This is a genomic window from Nocardia brasiliensis ATCC 700358, assembly GCF_000250675.2.
Classification (GTDB): Bacteria; Actinomycetota; Actinomycetes; order Mycobacteriales; family Mycobacteriaceae; genus Nocardia; species Nocardia brasiliensis_B.
This window is the reverse complement of record NC_018681.1, coordinates 2,401,377-2,421,443: the sequence shown is the minus strand read 5'-3', so window position 1 is coordinate 2,421,443 and position 20,067 is coordinate 2,401,377. Positions and strand designations below refer to the sequence as shown.

The 20,067-nt window shown below is 66.4% G+C and carries 20 protein-coding genes; 16 read left to right on the top strand and 4 right to left on the bottom strand.

The annotated features are described in order from the left end of the window. The first annotated feature begins 1 nt into the window (after nt 1). The 11 genes from O3I_RS10830 (at nt 2) to O3I_RS10780 (ending at nt 9,770) form a co-directional block, all read left to right on the top strand. Nucleotides 2-673 carry a CGNR zinc finger domain-containing protein gene (locus tag O3I_RS10830; protein WP_014982949.1) on the top strand — a complete coding sequence of 224 codons (672 nt, stop codon included), beginning with the start codon at nt 2-4 and terminating at the stop codon, nt 671-673. Between the two features lie 27 nt (nt 674-700). Then, nucleotides 701-1,186: a hypothetical protein gene (locus O3I_RS10825; RefSeq protein WP_014982948.1), complete on the top strand. Its 486-nt coding sequence runs from the start codon at nt 701-703 to the stop codon at nt 1,184-1,186. A 90-nt stretch (nt 1,187-1,276) separates the two neighbouring features. Then, on the top strand, nt 1,277-2,395 hold the full coding sequence (locus O3I_RS10820) for a 12-oxophytodienoate reductase (RefSeq protein ID WP_014982947.1): 1,119 nt from the start codon (nt 1,277-1,279) through the stop codon (nt 2,393-2,395). Nucleotides 2,396-2,436: 41 nt separating this feature from the next. Beyond that, a complete protein-coding gene (locus O3I_RS10815; protein ID WP_014982946.1) occupies nt 2,437-3,282 on the top strand; it encodes an NAD(P)H-binding protein in 846 nt (281 codons plus the stop codon). Nucleotides 3,283-3,830: 548 nt separating this feature from the next. Then, on the top strand, nt 3,831-4,820 hold the full coding sequence (locus tag O3I_RS10810) for a beta-ketoacyl-ACP synthase 3 (RefSeq protein WP_337587889.1): 990 nt from the start codon (nt 3,831-3,833) through the stop codon (nt 4,818-4,820). Between the two features lie 33 nt (nt 4,821-4,853). Further along, nucleotides 4,854-5,129, top strand: coding sequence for an acyl carrier protein (locus O3I_RS10805; RefSeq protein ID WP_014982944.1), 276 nt, complete (start codon nt 4,854-4,856; stop codon nt 5,127-5,129). Between the two features lie 4 nt (nt 5,130-5,133). Next, entirely contained in the window at nt 5,134-6,261 is a 1,128-nt protein-coding gene (locus tag O3I_RS10800) for a hypothetical protein (RefSeq protein WP_041562542.1), read from the top strand. Continuing rightward, on the top strand, nt 6,254-7,192 hold the full coding sequence (locus O3I_RS10795; RefSeq protein ID WP_141692057.1) for a hypothetical protein: 939 nt from the start codon (nt 6,254-6,256) through the stop codon (nt 7,190-7,192). The genes O3I_RS10800 and O3I_RS10795 overlap by 8 nt, the downstream gene beginning before the upstream one ends. Continuing rightward, nucleotides 7,189-8,436, top strand: a complete 1,248-nt coding sequence (gene fabF / locus O3I_RS10790) for a beta-ketoacyl-ACP synthase II (protein WP_014982941.1) — start codon at nt 7,189-7,191, stop codon at nt 8,434-8,436. The genes O3I_RS10795 and fabF overlap by 4 nt, the downstream gene beginning before the upstream one ends. Then, nucleotides 8,433-9,461 carry a methyltransferase gene (locus O3I_RS10785; protein ID WP_014982940.1) on the top strand — a complete coding sequence of 343 codons (1,029 nt, stop codon included), beginning with the start codon at nt 8,433-8,435 and terminating at the stop codon, nt 9,459-9,461. Before fabF ends, O3I_RS10785 begins: the two co-directional genes overlap by 4 nt. Before the next feature lie 72 nt (nt 9,462-9,533). Next, complete coding sequence (locus tag O3I_RS10780) at nt 9,534-9,770, top strand: acyl carrier protein (RefSeq protein WP_202804926.1); 237 nt, start codon at nt 9,534-9,536, stop codon at nt 9,768-9,770. A gap of 81 nt (nt 9,771-9,851) precedes the next feature. Here the strand turns inward: O3I_RS10780 and O3I_RS10775 are convergent, their stop codons facing one another. Together O3I_RS10775 and O3I_RS10770 are read right to left on the bottom strand one after the other, a co-directional pair. Further along, the gene (locus O3I_RS10775) at nt 9,852-10,445 is read right to left on the bottom strand and encodes a nitroreductase family protein (protein ID WP_014982938.1); all 594 of its coding nucleotides are present in this window, start codon (nt 10,443-10,445) and stop codon (nt 9,852-9,854) included. Between the two features lie 3 nt (nt 10,446-10,448). Then, complete coding sequence (locus O3I_RS10770) at nt 10,449-11,639, bottom strand: CynX/NimT family MFS transporter (RefSeq protein ID WP_014982937.1); 1,191 nt, start codon at nt 11,637-11,639, stop codon at nt 10,449-10,451. 88 nt (nt 11,640-11,727) lie between these two features. On the opposite strand from O3I_RS10770, the gene O3I_RS10765 reads away from it, so the two are divergent. Beyond that, nucleotides 11,728-12,210: an RrF2 family transcriptional regulator gene (locus O3I_RS10765; protein ID WP_014982936.1), complete on the top strand. Its 483-nt coding sequence runs from the start codon at nt 11,728-11,730 to the stop codon at nt 12,208-12,210. Between the two features lie 29 nt (nt 12,211-12,239). Here the strand turns inward: O3I_RS10765 and O3I_RS10760 are convergent, their stop codons facing one another. After that, nucleotides 12,240-12,791 carry a dihydrofolate reductase family protein gene (locus tag O3I_RS10760; protein ID WP_014982935.1) on the bottom strand — a complete coding sequence of 184 codons (552 nt, stop codon included), beginning with the start codon at nt 12,789-12,791 and terminating at the stop codon, nt 12,240-12,242. A gap of 142 nt (nt 12,792-12,933) precedes the next feature. Between O3I_RS10760 and O3I_RS10755 the strand changes: the two genes are divergently transcribed. The 4 genes from O3I_RS10755 to O3I_RS10740 are packed head-to-tail and all read left to right on the top strand — an operon-like array spanning nt 12,934 to nt 18,395. Further along, entirely contained in the window at nt 12,934-14,331 is a 1,398-nt protein-coding gene (locus O3I_RS10755) for a class I adenylate-forming enzyme family protein (protein WP_014982934.1), read from the top strand. A 22-nt stretch (nt 14,332-14,353) separates the two neighbouring features. Further along, on the top strand, nt 14,354-15,922 hold the full coding sequence (locus tag O3I_RS10750; RefSeq protein WP_014982933.1) for an NAD(P)/FAD-dependent oxidoreductase: 1,569 nt from the start codon (nt 14,354-14,356) through the stop codon (nt 15,920-15,922). Continuing rightward, a complete protein-coding gene (locus O3I_RS10745) occupies nt 15,919-17,001 on the top strand; it encodes an alpha-hydroxy acid oxidase (protein WP_014982932.1) in 1,083 nt (360 codons plus the stop codon). Before O3I_RS10750 ends, O3I_RS10745 begins: the two co-directional genes overlap by 4 nt. Then, nucleotides 16,995-18,395 (top strand): cytochrome P450, encoded by a 1,401-nt coding sequence (locus O3I_RS10740; protein WP_014982931.1) that lies wholly within the window; start codon nt 16,995-16,997, stop codon nt 18,393-18,395. The genes O3I_RS10745 and O3I_RS10740 overlap by 7 nt, the downstream gene beginning before the upstream one ends. 22 nt (nt 18,396-18,417) lie before the next feature. On the opposite strand, the gene O3I_RS10735 is transcribed toward O3I_RS10740, so the two are convergent. Continuing rightward, nucleotides 18,418-20,040 carry a hypothetical protein gene (locus O3I_RS10735; protein ID WP_141692056.1) on the bottom strand — a complete coding sequence of 541 codons (1,623 nt, stop codon included), beginning with the start codon at nt 20,038-20,040 and terminating at the stop codon, nt 18,418-18,420. Nucleotides 20,041-20,067 lie beyond the last annotated feature (27 nt).

Genomic DNA, 20,067 nt, shown 5'->3' with positions numbered 1-20,067 from the left:
GATGGCCGAGCCGACCATCGCCGATCATGGATTCATGCGCACCCCCGCCGACAACGACCAGGCCGAAGCCGTGTGGCCGGCCAACCGACGGTATGCCGTCGACTCGGCGCCGGGTGCCCTCGGATTCGTGCACGACCTGCTCAATACCAGGTCCGCCGGCCGCCCGCGGCAACCCGACCTGCTCGAACACCTGGAATCCGCCCAGGCTTGGCTCGACGAGGCCATCGCCGCCTGGGCCGCCACGTCCGGCATAGCCGCCCAGCGGATCGATCTCGACGAACAGAGCCGGGCAGCCCTGCGCGGGTTCCGCGACAATCTGCACGCGCACATCTCGCATTCGCACAACAAATCCGGCGGCTCGAACTCACAGACACTCGCCGTACCCGGCGCGACCGTCGAGCTGTCCGTCCGCCCGGACGGCGAAATCGCCGTGGAGCCAAGCGGTTCCGGGTGGCGATACGTGGCGGCCGTGGCACTGTCGACGGCTTTGGCGGGGCAGTCGGACGGTTCGTGGTCGCGACTGAAAACCTGTCGCAACCCCCGCTGCCAGGGCGCGTTCTACGACCGCTCCCGCAACAACAGCGGAGTCTGGCACGACCTGTACGCCTGTGGAATGCCCAGTAATACGCGCGCACACCGGGCACGCCGACGCGACGACACCACGATCGAGTAGCACGAATCGACGCTGTACGGAGGCACCATGACCAGCGAGCTGGAAACGGTCCAGGAAATCGGCAGATGGTTCTTCGATGACTACGTACCGCTGTGGAACGAACTGGCCCGCGACGCCACCCGTGACCCGGCCGTACTGCTCCGATACTGGTCGCCGCCACTGCATTTCATCGTCGAGGATCCCGACACGCGTCGCACGGTGAACGGCTGGGCGACCACCGAAGAAGACATACTGGCTGTCCTGCGCGAACAGCATCGCCCGCTCCGGGCGGCCTCGTACGTCGACACCACGGTGCTGGACCGGCACATCTTCGCGTATACACCCAACGCCGGGGGCATCGACGCCATCTGGTCACGCCGGAGCACCACCACCGAAATCGAACGCCTTCTAGTGCATTTCGAAGTCCGGCGGCATCACAACGGCCGCTGGCAGGTGACTTCCATTGTCGCCCAAGCCACCTCGGAGCAAACCATCGATGCGGCGCGCGCCGCCGGTTTCACCGAGCCGAACTAGACCGAGCAGCAGGCAACACCTCGCGATCGCGCCGACCGGCCGAACGCGCGCCCGACTGTGGCTAAAAGTCCCTGATACGAGGAGTTTTCCGTGAGCACACAATCCACCGACCGCGCGGTCCAGCTACTCGGACGGTCATTCGCCCTCGGCAGTCTGAGAACCCGGAATCGGATCGTGATGGCGCCGATGACCCGGCAGAAATCGCCGCACGGCATACCGGGCCCGGATGTCGCCGCCTACTACGCCCGCCGGGCCGCGGGTGGCGCCGGCTTGATCATCACCGAAGGCACCTACATCGATCGGGCCGCCGCCCCCGCCTATGCCGATGTGCCGCACTTCTACGGTGCCGACGCATTGTCGGGCTGGGCCGAAGTCGTCGCTGCCGTGCACGCGGCGGGCGGCGTCATCGCACCGCAGCTGTGGCATACCGGCATGCAACGCCGGCCCGGCACGGCACCGCTCGGGGTACCGGCCGAAGGCCCGTCCGGCATCGACCTCAACGGCGACAGTGCCGGAAAAGCCATGTCTCAGAACGATATCGATGCCGTGATCGCCGCGTTCGCGGACGGTGCCGCCGCCGCCCGCGAACTCGGCTTCGACGCCGTGGAGATCCATGGCGCCCACGGCTATTTGATCGATGACTTCCTGTGGGCACACACCAACCGGCGCACCGACCGCTACGGCGGCGACCCGGCTTCCCGCGCGAGCTTCGCGGCCGAAACAGTCGCCGCGGTCCGCGCGGCCGTCGGACCGGATTTTCCGATCAGCTTCCGGCTGTCCCAGTGGAAGGAAGAGCACTACGACGCCCGGCTCGCGGACACTCCCGACGAGCTCGAGCGCCTGCTAACCCCCATCGCCGACGCCGGCGTCGATATCTTCCACGCGTCGACCAGACGCTACTGGACACCCGAATTCGCAGGGAGCGACCTCAATCTCGCGGGCTGGACCAAGAAGCTCACCGGAAGGCCGGCCATCACCGTCGGTTCTGTCGGCCTCGACAGCGTGTTCCGCGACCACAACGGCTTCAATGCCCGAGCCGACGCAACCGATATCGACCAGCTCCTGGACCGGCTCGAACGCGACGAGTTCGACCTGGCCGCCGTCGGCCGCGCCTTTCTCGCCGACCCGCAGTGGCCACGAAAAGCCCTGTCCGGTCACCTATCCGACGCTACGCCCTTCGACGTCAGCGTCCTGCAAACCCTGTTCTGAACCACCCGAGCACACGCACCGCCGAAACAGAAGGGGCGACGATGAATTCCATCGCAGTAGTGGGTGGCACCGGCCGCGTCGGCAGCCATCTGGTGAAATACCTGACCGCCGAAGGGATTCGACCATGGGTCCTGACGCGGCGCGACCTCGCGGACGACGAACAGGTCTCCTATGTACGGGCCGACTACTCGGACGCGTCAACTTTGCGCCGCGCCTTGTCCGGGAGCAGCCGGGTCTTCCTGGCGCACGGCTCGAGTCCCGACCAGGTGCAGCACGAAAAGGCCGTCATCGACGCCGCCGTCGCCGCCGGCGTGCGGCACCTCGTGAAACTGTCCGCCATGGGCGGACCGGCCAACACCCACCCCTGGGATTGGCACGCCGAAATCGAAACCCATCTCGCCGCCGCCCCGATCGGCTTCACCGTCCTGCGGCCCGCCACCTTCACCGATATCCTCGCGGTGTCGGCGCCCTTGATTCGAGCCGGAACCTGGGGCGGCACAGCGGCATCCGGTCGCGTCAACCTCATCGATGCCGCAGACGTGGCCGCCGTCGCCGCCCACGAACTCCGCACTGCCACGGACGACACCCAGCGCTCGCTCCACCTGACCGGCGCCCGCCCCTGGTCCATGCCCGAACTAGCCGAACTGTTCACCACCGAACTCGCCCGCCCGGTCACCTACACCCACCGCAGCCCCGACGACCAACGCCGAATCCTGCTCGAGGCGGGACTGAACAGTGCCGCAGCCGAAATCCTTCTCGGCATCGATACCGCCTACCGGCACAACGCCCTCGCCGAGACCACCCTGACCGTCCAGGACACCCTCGGCCGCACCCCCCGCACCGTCGCCGAGTGGATCAGAACCCACCGGTCCCTCTTCGAGCGTTGAACCCTCGTTCAATTGGGCGTGAGTCGCAACGCACAACCTCATCCGGGCGAGCTCGGCGCTGACTAGGACCAACCTGGTCGAACGGCAGCATGAAGATCGACCATGTCAACACCGGTTGATATTCGAAAGTGCCAGAGAAACAGGGGACTTCGGTGGCGAAGCCCACTGGTTGCCGACAACCGCAGCTCCTCACAGAATCCCCACCCGAATCGATCGGCCTGGATTGATATCAATGAGGGCATCGGGAGTCAGCAGCACCGCTGCGAGAAACAAGGCGGCGCCGGTACATCGGGTAGCGGTCGGCGGCAGTTGGCCGCGACGTTGCCGCTGTTTCACCCTCGAGTTTCGAACCCGATCCACGGCAGTCGAAATTGATCTTCGCCGCGCCGCAATGAATTCCATAAGCTGCGTACGACACCCCCAGGCCTGTCCGATAATAAGATCATCAATTGCTGATCGACATTATCTCGATACCACGCCGAGAGAATGCATATCCATGCCGACAGGTCGCAAACGGCTGATTCCATTTGCGGCAACATCGATAGGAGATTGCGATAGTACAAAATCATCTCCGCACTCCGAAAAGCAGTTCTCCGGGGTCGCGGATTCGTTCCATCGGCGCCTACCGCCCGAGTGTCGTTGTCGACAATGATGCGCTATCGGCAGAAATAGGTCCACCGGTCGACGATGCGTGGATCCGGCAACGAGTGGGGATTTCAACCCGAGGGTTCGGCACCGACGACGAGACCGTTGTCGCGATGGCCACCGCTGCAGCCGGCAGCGCCATCAGGAACGTCGATGCCCGGCCCGGCGAGATCGACGGCGTCATATTGGCCACGTGCTCGCAGCCTTCGCCTATTCCGAATGGAGCGGCATCGGTCGCGGCAATGCTCGATATTCCCGAGGCCGCGGCATTCGACATCAACGCAGGCTGCTCGGGGTTCTGTTATGCCCTGGCCGTGGCAGACTGCCTGATCCGATGCGCCACGGCCGAGCAGGTGCTGGTGATCGGCGCCGAGCGCCTCCGGGACTGGACGGATCCGTCCGATCCGATCACCGCACCGGTGTTCGCGGACGGCGCAGGCGCGGTTCTGGTCACGTCGAGTTCCGGCACAGACATCGGGCCGGTGGTCTGGGGTTCGGACGGGAGCGGAGCGGAACTCATCCGGGTTCCCGCTTGGCAACGCCGGATAACCATGCGCGGCCGCGAGGTCTACCAATGGGCTGTTACCGAGCTCGTCGACGTGGCTGTGCAGGCATGCGCCAAAGCAGGGGTGAAAGTCGACGAGGTGGACGTGTTCGTTCCGCACCAGGCCAACACCCGAATGATCGACAGGCTGACCCGAAGCATCGGAATCCGCCGCGACGCAGTGGTGGCCCGCGATATCAGCTCGTCCGGCAATACATCCTCAGCGTCCATTCCGCTGGCATTGGATCGGCTGACAGCCGAATACCCCACAGTCGCAGGAAGTCTCGCGCTGCTGTTGGGCTTCGGCGCCGGCCTGACCTACGCGGCACAGGTCGTGCGGCTGCCGTGACGATCACGAAGCACCGAAAGGACTACCGAGCAAGTGAGCCCGGACAACGATCGTGTTCTCGACCGTGACAAGTTGCTGGCATTCATCGCCGGCTGGCTCCATGACCGGCGCGGTGTCGACCCCGCCCAGGTCGTCGAGGCCGCACGACTCGGCGATGGCCTGGATGTCGACTCGCTCGAGTTGATGGCCCTGGTTGTCGATCTGCGCAAGGCCACTGGGCTGGACCTCGATACCGAGAGCCTCTTCGACGCCGACACCGTCGGGGATCTGCTCTCGCTAGCCGAACAACTCACCACCCGAAGGAGGTAAACCGATGCCCGTATACATCACAGCAATGGGGCGATTCCTACCTGGGGAACCGGTGTCCAACGACCAAATGGACACTTACGTGGGTCGGCCCGGGCCGAGTACGCGCGCTCTCAAGAACAAGGTGCTGACCAACTCGGGGATCACCACGAGGCACTACGCCCTCGACCAGCAGCAGAAAGCGGTCTGGTCGAACACGCGCATGTGCGCCAAGGCCGTGAACGATGCCATCGCCCGGTCCGAAGTGTCCCTTGCCGATATCCAGTTCTTGGCCGCCGCGACCACTGTCGGCGATGTCATCATGCCGGGTTTGGCTTCGCTGGTGCACGGCGAACTGAAATCAGCACAGTGTGAGGTCATCAGTACCTACGGCGGCTGCAATGCCGGAACCTCAGCCCTTCAGACAGCGCACCTGCATGTCGGGTCCGGCACGAAAAACACAGCGGTGGTGGTCGCGTCGGAATGCAATGGCCGAATCTTCAAGAACGCGCATTTCGATACCGTCGCCACCGATACCGGGGAACTTCCGATGGAGGCGGCCTTTCTTCGCTACATGCTGTCCGACGGGGCCGGTGCGGCAATCCTGCGTGACCAGCCGGCTTCCCGCGGAGTGTCGTTGCGGATCGACTGGATCTCCCTGAATTCCTATGCGCACGTCCATGAGACCTGTATGTATCTGGGTTCCGCATCCGATGCACCGCTTCGCTCTTGGTGGGACTACCCTTCCGCTGCGGCGGCTGAAGCGGCGGGAGCCCTGGCATGGCGCCAGAACCTGCACCTGATTCCAGAGGTGGTTCGGGTCTGCGTCGAGGATTACGAAGGGTTGTGGAAGTCCGACCGCATCGATCCGTATCGGATCCGGTGGATGCCGGCACATTATTCCAACGAGCGATTGAAGGGCCTGCTGCTCCGCGAGTTCTCCCGACGTGGCATACCAGTACCACCGAGCGAACGGTGGTACTCCAATCTCACTCGTGTCGGAAACATCGGCAGCGCCGCTATATTCGTGATCTTGGAAGAAATGTTGGCACGGGATCTCATAGAGGCCGGTGACACATTGTTGTGCTTTGTTCCGGAGTCCGCACGGTTCTCTGTCGCTTACGTGCACCTTACCGCGGTGACCGCCGATGACTGACCGTACTGCGCACACGGCATCAGTCGTGTGGTTCTCCCAGACCGGCCAGCTCGGCACGGTCCTCGACACCCTCGTGCAGCCACTCGCGCAGTCCGGATGGCGGGTCGAGCGACACGAGATCGTCCCACGGGCACCATTCCCCTTTCCCTGGTCGCTGCGACAGTTCGTGTCGGTGTTCCCCGCGGCTGCCGACCCGACAGCCGATATCGAAGTACAACAAATCGAGTTACCGCCCTGTCGACCAGGCGATCTACTCATCATCGGTGCACAGGTGTGGTTTCTCGCGCCGTCACTCCCGGTCCGCGCCATGATCTCGCGGCTGCGCCCGCAGTTGCGCGGACGCGATGTCCTGGTCGTCTTCGCCTGTCGGAACATGTGGTACGCGGCGGCACTCGACCTGTACCACCGGATCACCGATGCCGGCGGCCGCCATCTGGGGACTGTGGCCGCCACCGATACCCACGCACCGGAGCAGACGATGGTCACCACCCTGCGGTGGTTGATCACCGGACGTAGCGAAGCATTCGGCCGGTTCCCGCCGGCTGGCGTCGGGCCCGATGAATACGCCCGCCTCGAACGCCTCGGCCGAGTGCTGGCCGAGCAGCTCGCCGCCGCCGCATCCGACGAAGTGGCAGACCATGTACGTGTGGTGCTCGCCAATGAGCGTGCGGCACCGATCGATGTACTCGCCGCTGCTGTGGACCTCGCCGTCACACCACGCTTTCAGCGCTGGAGCAGCTTCATCCGCGCAGCTTCACCGCCTGCCGGACTACGACGCAGAGCACTCTTGGTGAGCTTCGTGGTCTGGCTGCTCGGGACTGTGCTGTCTTTGCCGATTCGCATGCGCCGTCTCGCCGCCGCACCCGACACCGCCGCACGAGTCGCGGCCAGCCTCGAGCCAGTCGTAGCAGGTGCCGGAGCAGGGCCATGACCGACCGGCGGCGGGTTGTCGTCACAGGAATCGGGCTGGTCACACCTTTGGGAATCGGCACAGACACCGTGTGGAAAGCCTGCCTCGCCGGGCAATCGGGGATCGGTCCGATCAGCGGAATCGACGTCACCGACCTTCCGGTGCGCATCGCCGGTCAGGTTGCTGGATTCGATGCCGCGGACTGGCTCGATCCGAAGGAACGCCGACTATATGATCGGTTCAGCCAACTGGGAATCGCCGCCGCCCAGCTGGCTCTCGATGACGCCGCACCTGGCGCGCTGCCGCAACGCGTCGCCACGATCATCGCCTCCGGTGAAGGCGGTATCGCGTCGCTCAGTACCGGCGTATCCGCCGCACAGATCAGTCCGCAGCACGTATCTCCGACGCTGCTTCCGGCGATAGTGCCCAATGCGTGCGCATCGGCCGTAGCACGGCGCTATCGTTTCGACGGCCCGTCCTATAGCCCCACTACCGCCTGTTCCTCGGGAGCCGATGCGGTCGGGCAGGGTTTCCAGCTGGTCGCCGACGGCTACACCGACATGTGCGTGGCCGGCGGCACCGAAGCGCCGATCGCACGATGGTTCCTTGCCGGGTTCGCGAACATGCGCGCCCTGAGCCGGCGCAATGACGATCCGGCCCGCGCCAGTCGCCCGTTCACCCTCCATCGCGACGGATTCGTACTCGCCGAGGGGGCCGCGATCCTGGTGCTCGAGGACCTGGACTCGGCAATTGCCCGGCACGCCACCATTCACGCGGAGGTTCGCGGATACGCGGCGGGCACCGATCACCATCACCTCACCGCACCGGACCCCACCGGCGCGGCTGCTGCCCTGACCATCTCCAGAGCGCTCCGCGATGCGGATCTCACCCCGCCCGAGGTCGGGTACATCAATGCGCACGGAACCTCGACCCGTCTCAACGATGCCGCCGAAACCCTCGCGATCAAAACGGCATTCGGCGCCCACGCACACAGCGTGGCGATCTCGTCAACCAAATCCATGACAGGTCACATGCTTGGAGCGACCGGTGCGGTGGAAGCCGCTCTCTGCTGTCTGGCATGTCGGCATCAGACCGTCCCGCCCACGATCAACTACAACGACCCCGACCCCGCCTGCGATCTGGACTACACCCCGAACGTTGCCCGCCGCCTGCCGATCAATGTCGCGATGTCGACGTCGCTGGCCTTCGGCGGCCACAACGCAACCCTCGTCGTCCGCCGCTACCCAGAAAGTGCCGACACATGACCGATCCCACCGAGATCCTGCGCATAGCCACCGGATTCTGGGCCTCCAACACGCTGGCCGCGGCCTTGGACGTCGACCTGTTCGCCGTTCTGGACGTCGACCATGGCCTGCGGGCGCACGACATCGCTGCCAAGTTGCAGACAGCTGAACGCCCCACCGGCCAACTCCTCGCCGCCTGTACGGCATTGGGGCTGATTGTCCGCCATGCCGACGGCACCTATGAACTCACGCCGACCACTCGCGCGTGTCTGCTACCTGATCAACCGGGGTACCTGGGCGGATTCATCCGCTTCATCCACAGTCAGGAATACCAATCCTGGTACCGGCTACCCGAGGTGCTCCGCACCGACCAGCCCGTCACGTGGGATACCGAAGGCGGTCATGCCTCCGCGTTCGATGTCGACGATCCCCGCCTCAGCGAATTCTGGTCGGCCATTCACTCCGCGGGACTCGCGACCGGCACAGCGCTCGCCCATACGGTTCGCGCTCTGACGAACCGTCAGCGCCTGCTCGACGTAGGTGGCGCGACCGGCTCACACGTCATAGCCCTGTGCCGGGAAATCCCGCACTTGCGGTGCACGGTCTACGACCTGCCGACGATCGCCGCCCGTACTCCTGTCTGGATCACCGAAGCCGATCTGTCCGACCGAATTACCAGTGTGGCCGGTGACTTCTTGACCGACCCGGACCTCCCCGCGGGGCACGACGCGATCTTGCTGTCCTCGGTGCTCCACGACTGGGGCCCTGACGTCGTGGACATGCTGCTTGGCAAAGCCGCCGCAGCGCTCCCGCCCGGCGGGCTGATCATCATCACCGAACTGATGCTCGCCGACGACAAGTCCGGACCCGCCGACGCCGCGCTGATGGGGCTCAACATGGTCATCGAAACCGAACACGGCAGAAGCTATTCCACCGCAGAACACACCGCCGCTCTCGCCCGCGCAGGATTCACCGGCATCGAACTCGTCCCACTCGATCTGCCCACCGTCAACAACGCCCTGATCGCCACTCTCCCCCATCGGTGAACACGTCCGAAGTCGAACGAAAGGCACTGAGCGACAATGACGCCGGCAGATCTGGAGCGAATCCTTACCCAGGTGATCAACTTCGGAGACGGGCCACCGAAGATCATCGTGGAACTACCTGAACACGAACTGGACCGGACGTTCGAGGAACTGGAAATCGACTCCCTGGCTCGCGTCGAAATGGTGCTGATGATCAGCGACAACTACCACATCACGATCAGCAACGCTGAAGCAGACGCGCTCGAAACCCCGCGCGCGGTACTGGAACTCGTCGCGGCAAAGTCCACGAATGTCAGTGGCGCCGAGTAGCCGGCACAACGCCGCGCCAGCTCCTTCACGACCGTCGTCACGACAAACCAGAATCAGATCATCGACCGCTCCCGGTCCAGCTCACCGCCAGACCACCAGCTCTTCGAGCGGTTTGCGGCGGTCGGCGAGGCGACGGTCGGGTGCGGCGTCCGGGTCTGCGGGATAGCCGAGGGTGAGGATGCCGACGAGGGCGACGTCGTCTGGTAGCTGGGCGATCTTCGCGAGGGCGTCGAGTTCGTCGGGCGGGGCGGGACTGTAGAAGCCAGTGGTCAGTCCCGCGTCGATCGCGGCGAGTTGCAGGAGCGTGAACAGCGCGCCGGCGTCGAACCACCAGAACGGGACGGGCCAAGGGATTTCGGCGCCGTCGGTGAGTTTGTCGGATTCGGTGTAGCGCTCGTGATAGGACGCCTCGCGTATCCCGAGGGCGATGTGCACCGGGGCTTGCGAGATCCACGGTTGATGACCGTGTTCGAGATACCAGGGCTCGGCGACCGCCGCCAACTGCCCGCGCACGACCGGATCGGTGATCACAACCAGTCGATGGCCTTGGCTGTATCCGGCGCTGGGGGCGCGACGCACGACCCGCACCACCTGCCGCAGCGTCTCCGCGGGCACCGGATCGGGCCGGTAGTGGCGCACCATCCGGCGGCCACGCAGTACTTCGGTGAATTCCATCGTTCAAGCCTTTCGGTTCAGGGCGGGTCGTAAGTGGCGGATGGGCAGCAGGGTGAGCAGGCCGAGCCCGGCCAGCAGGGCGAAGGCGAGCCGGAAATCGCCTGTGCTGTCCCGCAGTACGCCCACCAGCACGGGAGCCGAGGCGGCACTGCCGTAGCCGACGAAGAACGCCAGCGCACTGATCCGTCCAGCTTCACCGGGGTCGCGGCTCACCAGCACCGGCATGGTCAGCACGAGCGTGAAGAGGCCGCCGTGCCCGACGCCGAGGGCGACGATCCACACCCACGTCGCCGTGTCCGGCGCGAGGGCCAAGCCCAGAAAGCCTGCGGCAGTGACGATCATGGTGACCGCGAGGCCGCCACGCTTGTCCTCGCGCTCACCGAGCAGCAGCGGCACGGCCGGCATCGCGACGACCTGGATGGCGATCATGACCGTCAGCATGACGCCGGATGCGGCCGCGCTGTAGCCCCCACTGTTGTGCAGCAGCGGTGCGACCCAGGCCAATTCGCAGTAATACAGCGCCGAGTTGACCGCCGACAGTACGGTGATCCGCCACGCCGAACCGCTGCGCCAGGGCAGACCGCGGGTCGCCGGACCCGCAAGGGCGGCAACACCATCCAGTCCCAGCGCACCTTTCGCACCGGACCACAGCACCATCCCCGCCACCGCGAGGACCGACCACGAGGCCAGCGCCCCCGGCCAGGAGCCCAGCAGGTCGGCCAACGGCGCGCTGACACCGGCCGCCACCGCTCCGCCCAGTCCGAGACCTGCGGTGTAGATGCCGGTCACCAGGGCGGCTCGATCGGCGAAACGCGTTTTGACCACGGCAGGCAACAGGGTCTGCGCGATCGCGATACCGGCCCCCACGATCGCCGCACTGCTCAATTGCAGCCAGGTGGACGCGCCGGCCGAGCGGGCCGCCGTGGCGATCGCGATGATCGCGAGCCCGAGCAGCACCCCGCGCTGCAATCCGTAGCGACGTCCCACATAGGCGCCCAGCGGCGCGCAGACGCCCATCGCCAGCGTAGGAACGGTCGTCAGCAATGCCACGCCGGTCGCGGACAGATCCAGGTCGGTCTGGATGCGGTCCACCAGCGGCGAGACGGCCGCGATGGCCGGACGCAGGTTCGCGGCGGCGGCGAACAACGCGACCGCGGCGGCTCCCAGCGAGGTGCGGGACGCAATGCCTGTCATGAGTACCTCAGTGTTGATCTCGGATAATTTCTATCCGAGTTCTATCACATCTCGGATATCTCATGTCCGAGATCGGTACGATGGGTGCGTGAAGATGTCGAACGGTGTGGAGTGGGCCCTGCACAGCTGCGTCACGCTCAGCCAGAGTCACGAGCCGGTACCCGCGGCTCGGCTGGCCGAACTGCACGGCACTCCGCCGGCGTACACGGCAAAGCACCTACAGGCCTTGTCCCGGGCGGGCATCGTCCGCTCCACGGCCGGTCAGGTCGGCGGATACACCCTCACCCGACCGGCCGCGCAGATCAGCGTGCTCGACATCACGCAGGCGATCGACGGGACCGAACCGGCCTACCGCTGCGCGGAGATCCGGCAGCGTGGACCACTCGGGATTCCCGCCGGGCAGTGTGCGCGTCCGTGCGCGATCGCCCGCACCATGGCCACCGCTCAGCAGGCATGGTCACGCGCGCTCGCCGAGGTCTCCGTAGCCGACCTGGCCGCGGGCATCGATGCCGACAGCGGCGGCACCGCGCTGGCCGATGTGCGGGGATGGCTGCTCGGCACTCGAAGCTGAGGCGGTTCGGTGCTGTGCGGTCGCGGACGTCAGTCGAGCACGTAGCGCATGTGCACCACCTTGTCGAAATGTTTCGTTTCGGCCAGGCGGAGCTGAATTCGTTTGTCCAGCAAGGGGAACAGCGGGGTGCCGCCGCCGAGGACCACCGGGCTGACGAACAGCCAGTACTCGTCGACGAGGCCGTGCGGGATCAGCGCGGCGCCGAGCTCCGCGCCGCCGACCTCCATCACCCCGTCACCGTCGGCTTTCAATTTACGGACTTCCTCGACCGCGTTCTCCCGCACCAACGTGCTGTTCCACTGGACCTCCGTGAGCGTCCTGGAGAAGACCACTTTCGGCTTGTCCGTCCAGAGGCGGCCGAACTCGCGCTCGATGGGCGACGCATCCGCGGGCACGTGCGGCCAGTATTCGGCCATCAACTCGTACAGGCGACGGCCGTGCAGCGAGATCTCGATCTCGCGATACCGGTCGTTGTGGAACTGGTGCAGTTCGTCGTCCGGATCCGACCAGTCGATCTTGCCGTCCCGATCGTTGATGAAGCCGTCCAGAGAGACGGTGAACGAATAAATCAGTTTTCGCATGACTGACCAGACCTCCCGGACGCGCGAAACTCATCGGACAGGGTGGGACACATTATGCGCCGCCGGTCAGGTCCACTTGCCGAACCGGCCAAACTTGTTGAAACTCAAACTATTCCGACCGCGCAGTTCTTATCATGGTCGAGTGAGCTTTCCCGGGTCGATCGTGCGGGCGTTGCAGGTGGAACCGGGAAAAGTCGTGGTCGAGCACGGTTCGCGCACCGTCACCAAGGGACAGTTGCTCGCGATGATGGGCGCTATCGCGGGCGGGCTGCGGGAGCGGGGGCTCGGTCCCGGGCGTGGCGTGGCGATGATGGTGGACGTCAGCGCCGAATCGCTGGCCGCGTATCTGGCGGCCTACACCCTCGGCTGCCATGTCGTCGGGGTGCGGCCGGGGCTCAGCGCGCGGCAGCTACAGCATGTGCTGAGCAACGGGGTGGACGCGGTTCTGGACGACGAGCAGGTGCGCGCGCTCCTGGCGGGCCCGGCGCAGCCGGTGACGGTCGAGGCGCGTTCCGGTGACATCGCCCGTGTGGCCTACACGAGCGGCACCACCGGTCTGCCGAAGGGCTGCGCGCAGACCTACCGGGCGATGTCGGCGCATTGGTCGTGGGGTAAGCAGACCTGGAGCCCGGAGACGGCCGCGCTCGCCGCCTGCGCGCAGCGCTATCTGCTGTTCGGCACCCTGGCCAGCGCGGTGGTGCAAGACTATCTCGCGCTGTGTCTGCTGGGTGGCGGCACCGCGGTCATCCCGGAACCTGTTGGTACAGACCTCTTTCCAGAGGTGATCGAGCGACTGCGGATCACCGCCACGATCATGAACGTGCCCCGCCTCTACCAGATGCTGGACGCACTGCGCGCCACCCCGAGGGACACGAGCAGCCTGCGCGCCATGGTGGTGGCGGGCTCGCCACTGGCTCCGCATCGGCTCGCGGACGCGGTGCGGGTGCTCGGTCCAGTGGTGCATCAGGCGTACGGGCAGACCGAGACCGGCGGCTTGACCGCGTTGACGCCCGCCGAGATCGACAGCGGCGTACTCGCTTCGGTCGGTCGCCCGCTACCCGGTGTCGCAGTGGACATTCGGGACGGCGAGATCTACGTCCGCAACGAGTACATGATGTCCGAGTATCTCGGTGACCCGGCCGAAACCGCCGACGTCCTCGTCGACGGCTGGGTACGCACCCGCGACCTGGGTTACCTCGCGGACGGCTATCTCTATCTGACCGGCCGGGCGCGTGACGTGATCATCGTGGACGCGCTGCCGGTATACGCGGGTCCGATCGAACGACTGCTGGCCGGGCACCCGGATATCGACCAGGCCTACGTCGTCGGCGCACCGGACGACCGCCGCGGTGAAGCGGTGCACGCCTTCGTGGTACCGCGCCCGGGCCGTACGCCGGACCCGATCGCACTGTCCGCCCTCGTGCGCGCGGAACTCGGGGAATCGAGTGTGCCGCAGTCCTACACGGTGGTGCCGGAAGCCCCGACCGCGGCGAGCGGGAAGCCGGACAAGAAAGCCCTACTGGAGCTGTATCCACGGTAACGCCAGACATTTGGAGGAGACGTTGTCCGAACTCGACTACCTGATCATCGGCGCTGGACCGGCGGGCCTCCAAATGGGTCACCACCTACAGCAGGCGGGCCGCGACTATCTGATCGTGGAGGGCGGGCCCGCGGCGGGCACGTTCTTCACCAGATATCCCCGGCACCGCCAGCTGATCTCGATCAACAAGGTGCACACGGGCTGGGACGATCCGGAGCTGAACCTGCGCATGGACTGGAATTCGCTGCTGCCGGGCCCGCCGTTCAAGGACTACTCGCGACGCTTCTTCCCGGCTGCCGACGATATGGTCCGCTATCTCCGTGAATACACTGCGCGGCAAGGCTTGTCGATCCGCTACGACACCATGGTCGAACGGATCAGCCGACCGGATCTGTTCGAGGTCGTCGATCAGCGCGGCGAGGTCCTGCGCGCACACCGGCTGATCGTGGCCACCGGCGTCTCGAAACCCTATGTGCCCGATATCCCTGGTATCGAGACAGCCGAGCTGTACAGCGAAGTGTCGGTCGACCCAGCGGATTTCACCGATCAACGGGTGCTCATCATCGGAAAGGGCAACTCGGCCTTCGAGACCGCCGACAACCTCATCGAGACCACCGCGCTGATCCACGTCGCCGGACCACATTCGGTGCGACTGGCCTGGCAGACCCACTTCGTCGGCCATCTGCGCGCGATCAACAACAACTTTCTCGACACCTATCAGCTCAAATCGCAGAACGCGATCCTGGACGGCAACGTGGTCGATATCGTGCGGCAGCCGGACGGGTCGTACCTGGTGACGGTGAGCTTCTCCCGGGCCGACGAGGTCACCAAGGGCATTCGCTACGATCGGGTGATCGTGGCGACCGGGTTCCGGTTCGACGCCTCGATCTTCGCCCCGGAGTGCAGGCCGGAACTGGCGATCAACGATCGCTTCCCGGCTCAGACCCCGGCGTGGGAGTCGACCACGGTGCCCGGGCTGTACTTCGCGGGCACGATCACGCAGGAGCGCGATTTCAAGAAGTCCACCAGCGGCTTCATCCACGGGTTCCGCTATGGGACAAGGGCATTGCACCGCATCCTGGAGCAGCGACACCATCAGCAGGTCTGGCCACACCGCGAGCTCGGCACGACCACGGCCGACGTCGGCGAGGCGATCCTCGAGCGGGTGAACCGGACCTCGGCACTGTGGCAGATGTTCGGCTTCCTCGGCGATCTGGTCACGGTAGGTCCGGACGCGCAGGCGCGGTACTGGACGGAACTGCCGGTCGACTACCTCGGAACCGCCATCGCGGCAGGAGATTTCGGCGAGGTGGAAACCTACTTGGTGATCACCCTCGAGTACGGAAAGGATCACGACCGCTTCGACCCGTTCGACATCAACGCTCGGCGTATCGCCCAGTCCGACGCCGAACACGCCCTCGACGGCCGGTATCTGCACCCGGTCGTCCGGCAGTACCGCGACGGTCGCCAGATCGCCGAACATCACATCACGGAGAACCTCGAAAACGAGTGGACGCACGAAACAGTGCACCGCAAGCCGCTGTTCGACTTCTTGGTAACCGCGCTGCCCGCCCCGGAGCCGACCCGGTGACCTGCCCGCCGGCCACGCTCGAGCAGCGGGCGAAGGAATTGCTCGAGCCCGCGCACTACGACTTCTTCGCGGGCGGCGCGGGCGAAGAGATCGCGCTGGCCGACAACGAGCAGGCCTTTCGCCGCCTGGCGCTGCTGCCGCGGGTGCTGCGGGACACCAGCGGCCGGTCCATCGCGACGACCCTGCTCGGCGATCCGAGCGCGATGCCGGTGTTCGTCTCGCCCACCGCGTTTCATCGCCTGGCCCATCCCGAGGGGGAACGCGCGACCGCCAGGGCGGTCGCCGCCGCCGGGCTCGTGCTGATCGCCAGCATGGCCGCGACCGTGGCCATCGGCGAGATCACCGCGGCGGCCCGCGAGATCGACCGGAACGCACGGGTGTGGTTCCAGCTGTACCTGCAGCCCGAGCCGGACGTGACCACCGAACTCGTGCGCCGAGCGGAGCGCGCCGGCTGTACGGCACTGGTGGTGACCGTCGACTCCCCCGTCTTCGGGCGGCGCACCAGAGACGATCGGAACGACTTCCACGACCTGCCCGCCGGGCTCTGTGCCGAGAACATGCGCGGCCTGCCCGGCACCGCCGGAGACGGGCCCCGGCCTATCGCGATGTCGCCCACCTTCACCTGGGACCATCTGGAGTGGCTGCGCGAGGTGACGGCACTTCCGTTGGTGCTCAAGGGGATCATGCACCCCGAAGACGCTCGGCTGGCGATCGAATTCGGCGCCGACGCGATCCTGGTGTCCAATCACGGCGGACGCCAACTCGATGCCGCGCCCGCGACGTTGGACGCCTTGCCCGCGATCGCCGCCGGTGTGGCCGGCCGGATCCCGATTCTTCTGGACGGCGGCGTGCGCCGCGGCTCGGATGTCGTGCTGGCGCTGGCGCTGGGCGCGACAGCGGTAGGCCTCGGGCGACCGGTGCTGTGGGGCTTGACCGTCGGCGGCGACAAAGGTGTCGCGGAAGTGCTGGACACCTTGCGCACGGAAGTCGAGCAGACGCTGACCCTGTGCGGCGTGGCGGCGCTGTCCGAACTGGACACCGACCTGGTGACGGTCCGAGGGACGGCGGCGCGGTGCTGAGGCGAACGACGCTGCTGCTCGCGACGACCGGGGCACTCTGGGCGGTATCCCGTTGGCTGCCAAAGGCGGTGGTGGCCCTGCGGGTCTGGATCTTCGCGAAAGTCAACGGCCGCAACGAGATCACCCTGCCCGGCGAGCGCGGTGGCCCGGAGTTGTTCCAGCGCCTGTACGAACATCCGGCGGCCAACGGACGCAGCAGAGGAGCGGCCCTCTCGGATCTGTTCTGGTATTGGCTGGCACCGGGTCCCGAAGTGCATCAGGAACACCTGGAGGACGGCCCCCGCTACACCGAAGCGGCACGCACCACCAGGGCCGTGCTCGCCCTGCCGACCGCCGAGATCGAGCAGCTCGCCGCACGCTGCGCCCGCCGGATTCTCGCGGAACTGCCCGCCGGGCCGGTGACACTGGTGCGCCTGCGTGACCTGATGATGCCGATCTGGGCAGAATTCTTCTACGAGTTGGTCTTTCGCGAGCCGTGCCCGCGAGCCGCACGCGACCTCATCGTCGGCAATGCCGACGACGTGGTGACGTCGCTGAAATGCACCGGACTGCGGCACCTGCGCCGGCGCGACCGCCTCACCCGCTACCTGCTCGCCCGGATCGAGGCGGGCGAGGTGCCGCATCGCCTGCCCGGCCTGTTCAGCCCGCGGGAGCACGCCTACTACCTGCAAGGCGCGTTCTTCAATACCGCCGTCGTCCAGATGTCGGAGGGCATGGCGCATCTGCTGCTCGCCGTCGCCCAGCACCAGGACGTGCAGCGCCGCATCCTGGCCGAACCGGGCAGCTCGTACCTGGAGCACGTGCTGGACGAAACCTTGCGCCAGTTCCCGCTTTTCGGCATCGCACACCGGATCACCACCGGCGATATCGCGGTGGGCGACGGGAGCACGATCCCCGCGGGCACGGTGCTGTGTTTCAACTATCAGCAGTTCGAGCGCACCGGCCACCTCGACCCCGACCGCTTCGACCCCGATCGGTGGACCACGCACCGCGCCAAGGACACCCACCACATCCCGTTCGGCGTTGCCGCCAATCGCCCGTGCCCGGCCTGGCGGCTGTCACCGATCGCGATGCGCGCGGTCGCCCGCACGGTGCTGGACGACTACCGCCTGCACTCGTCGGTCTCGCACACCCGCTCGATACCGCACCGTGCCCCGTGTCTGCTGCTGGCCGCCGACCGGCCCCCGTCACCGATCATGTTGCGCGCCATGCTGACCGGGCTGCGCGCTCGCGATCGGTTCGAGGACGTCTGGCGCGGCCTCACCCAGCTCGGCCTCGGTACCTGGATGGTGCTCGACGCCCGCCGCCTACGCCCCTGCGCCCGGTACTTCGCCGACCTCGACGCGCAGCAGACACCGGCCTGCCCGGTCCGCAGCGGGCATGCCACCGACTGAACGAGCGACCTCCGCGTCCGGCTCAGTCCCAGCGATCGATGGTGTAGCGCGTGCGGATTCCGGCGCTGGTGACCAGGAAGGTGTGCCCGAGGCTGCCGCCTTTCGACATCAGCAGGCCGCAGACCTCGGCGTCGTCCTTGCCCGCGACCACCGCCTGTTGCGTATGCGCTTCCAACGTCTTTCGGATTTCGTGCAATTCGCTCGAGAGGAACTCCGGGAAGAACCCCGCGCCGTTGGTGTAGCCGGTATCGGTGGCGCCGGCGAGGGCGAACAGCACGGATTGTTCGCGAGCCGTGCGATCGTCCTCGACATACCAGGTGGCGGGGTGCGGGACCACGGCGGTCACGTCGCGGTGCTCGCCGGGGCGCAGTCCCCACTGCTTCGGCGGGGAACCGTTCACGTAGACGTACCAGGTCACCGGGTTGCGGCGGTCCGGCGAATCCCACTGCACGATCGGCGGCGCGGCCGGGTCCGCCGCGGTCACCATCGCACCGTAACTGGTTGCCGAACCGGGTACTTCGTACTCGATCCGATCCGCGTCCGGCAGCACGGTGCGCGCGAACTTCGTCCAGGTGAGCACCACCGGGCCGACGTCGAGATCAGCGGCGCCCCTGTGCTTCTCGGCAGGCACGAGATGCCCGAATACACCACCGGAACGACGGGTCGGCGCCGACCGCGCCCACATCGGGCGCACATCGGCGAGTTTCGCGAAACGGCGGGCCAGCGATCCGGCCGCCTCGAGTTCGGCGATGACCTTTTCGGCGCGCGCGATCATCGCTGCCGTCGGGGCCGCGGTGGGCCTGCGGTACTGCAGCGGATTCATCTTCTCGGCGAAACGCCGCTCGACGCTCTCGTACGACAGACCCGCCGCGAGATCGCTGAGCAGCGTGCCGATCATGCCGCTCTTGACGTGACAGAACCCGGCCGGTGCGGTCGCGGCGGCGAGCCAGACCAGATTGTCGCGCTGCCGTTGCGCGGCCGCACCGTGCCCGCGGACCGCGTCGAGTTGCTCGTGCACTGTCGAAAGCCATTGACCGGCACCGAGTATCGCGTCCGAGCGGTAGAGCTGTTCGGTACGCAGCAGTGCCACCGCCTTTTTCACGACCGGAGCCGGGAATTCGGCGAGGGCGCGTTCGAGTGTTTCCCGGTCGGCGTTCTTCGCCGCGACATACTGGCCCGTCGAGACGAGCGCCGTCGGCCGATGCAGCAGGTGCTCGGCGGGCGCGAGCGCGAGATGCGTCCACGAACCGCGTTCGGCGCAGCCCCAATTCGTCGCGCTGGACCGGAACAGCGATGTGATCGGCCTGCCCTCGACCGTCTCGGCGAGCGCGGCCACGGCGCGGGCATAGCTCGGCGGACTATCGCTCGCCGACCACAGCACGGATTTCGCAGTTCCGTCCGCATCAACGCAGACCAATCCCCCGTATCGGCGCAGGAACGCCCGGCAGGTGCCGCAGTTGTTCGCCGCGGCGAGTTCCGGGGTGAGCGCGCCGAGGAACACCTCGAACAGATCACCGGCGTCGACCGTGAACAGCGCCGCGCTCTCGGCGGCTTTCGTTTCGAACGTCCGCCGCACCCCGTCCAGGAATTCGTCGTACCGATCATCGATGGGCGGCTCGGCACCCACCGGGGCTTGCGTTGTCATAATGTCCCGAGACTAGCGGCCGGAGCG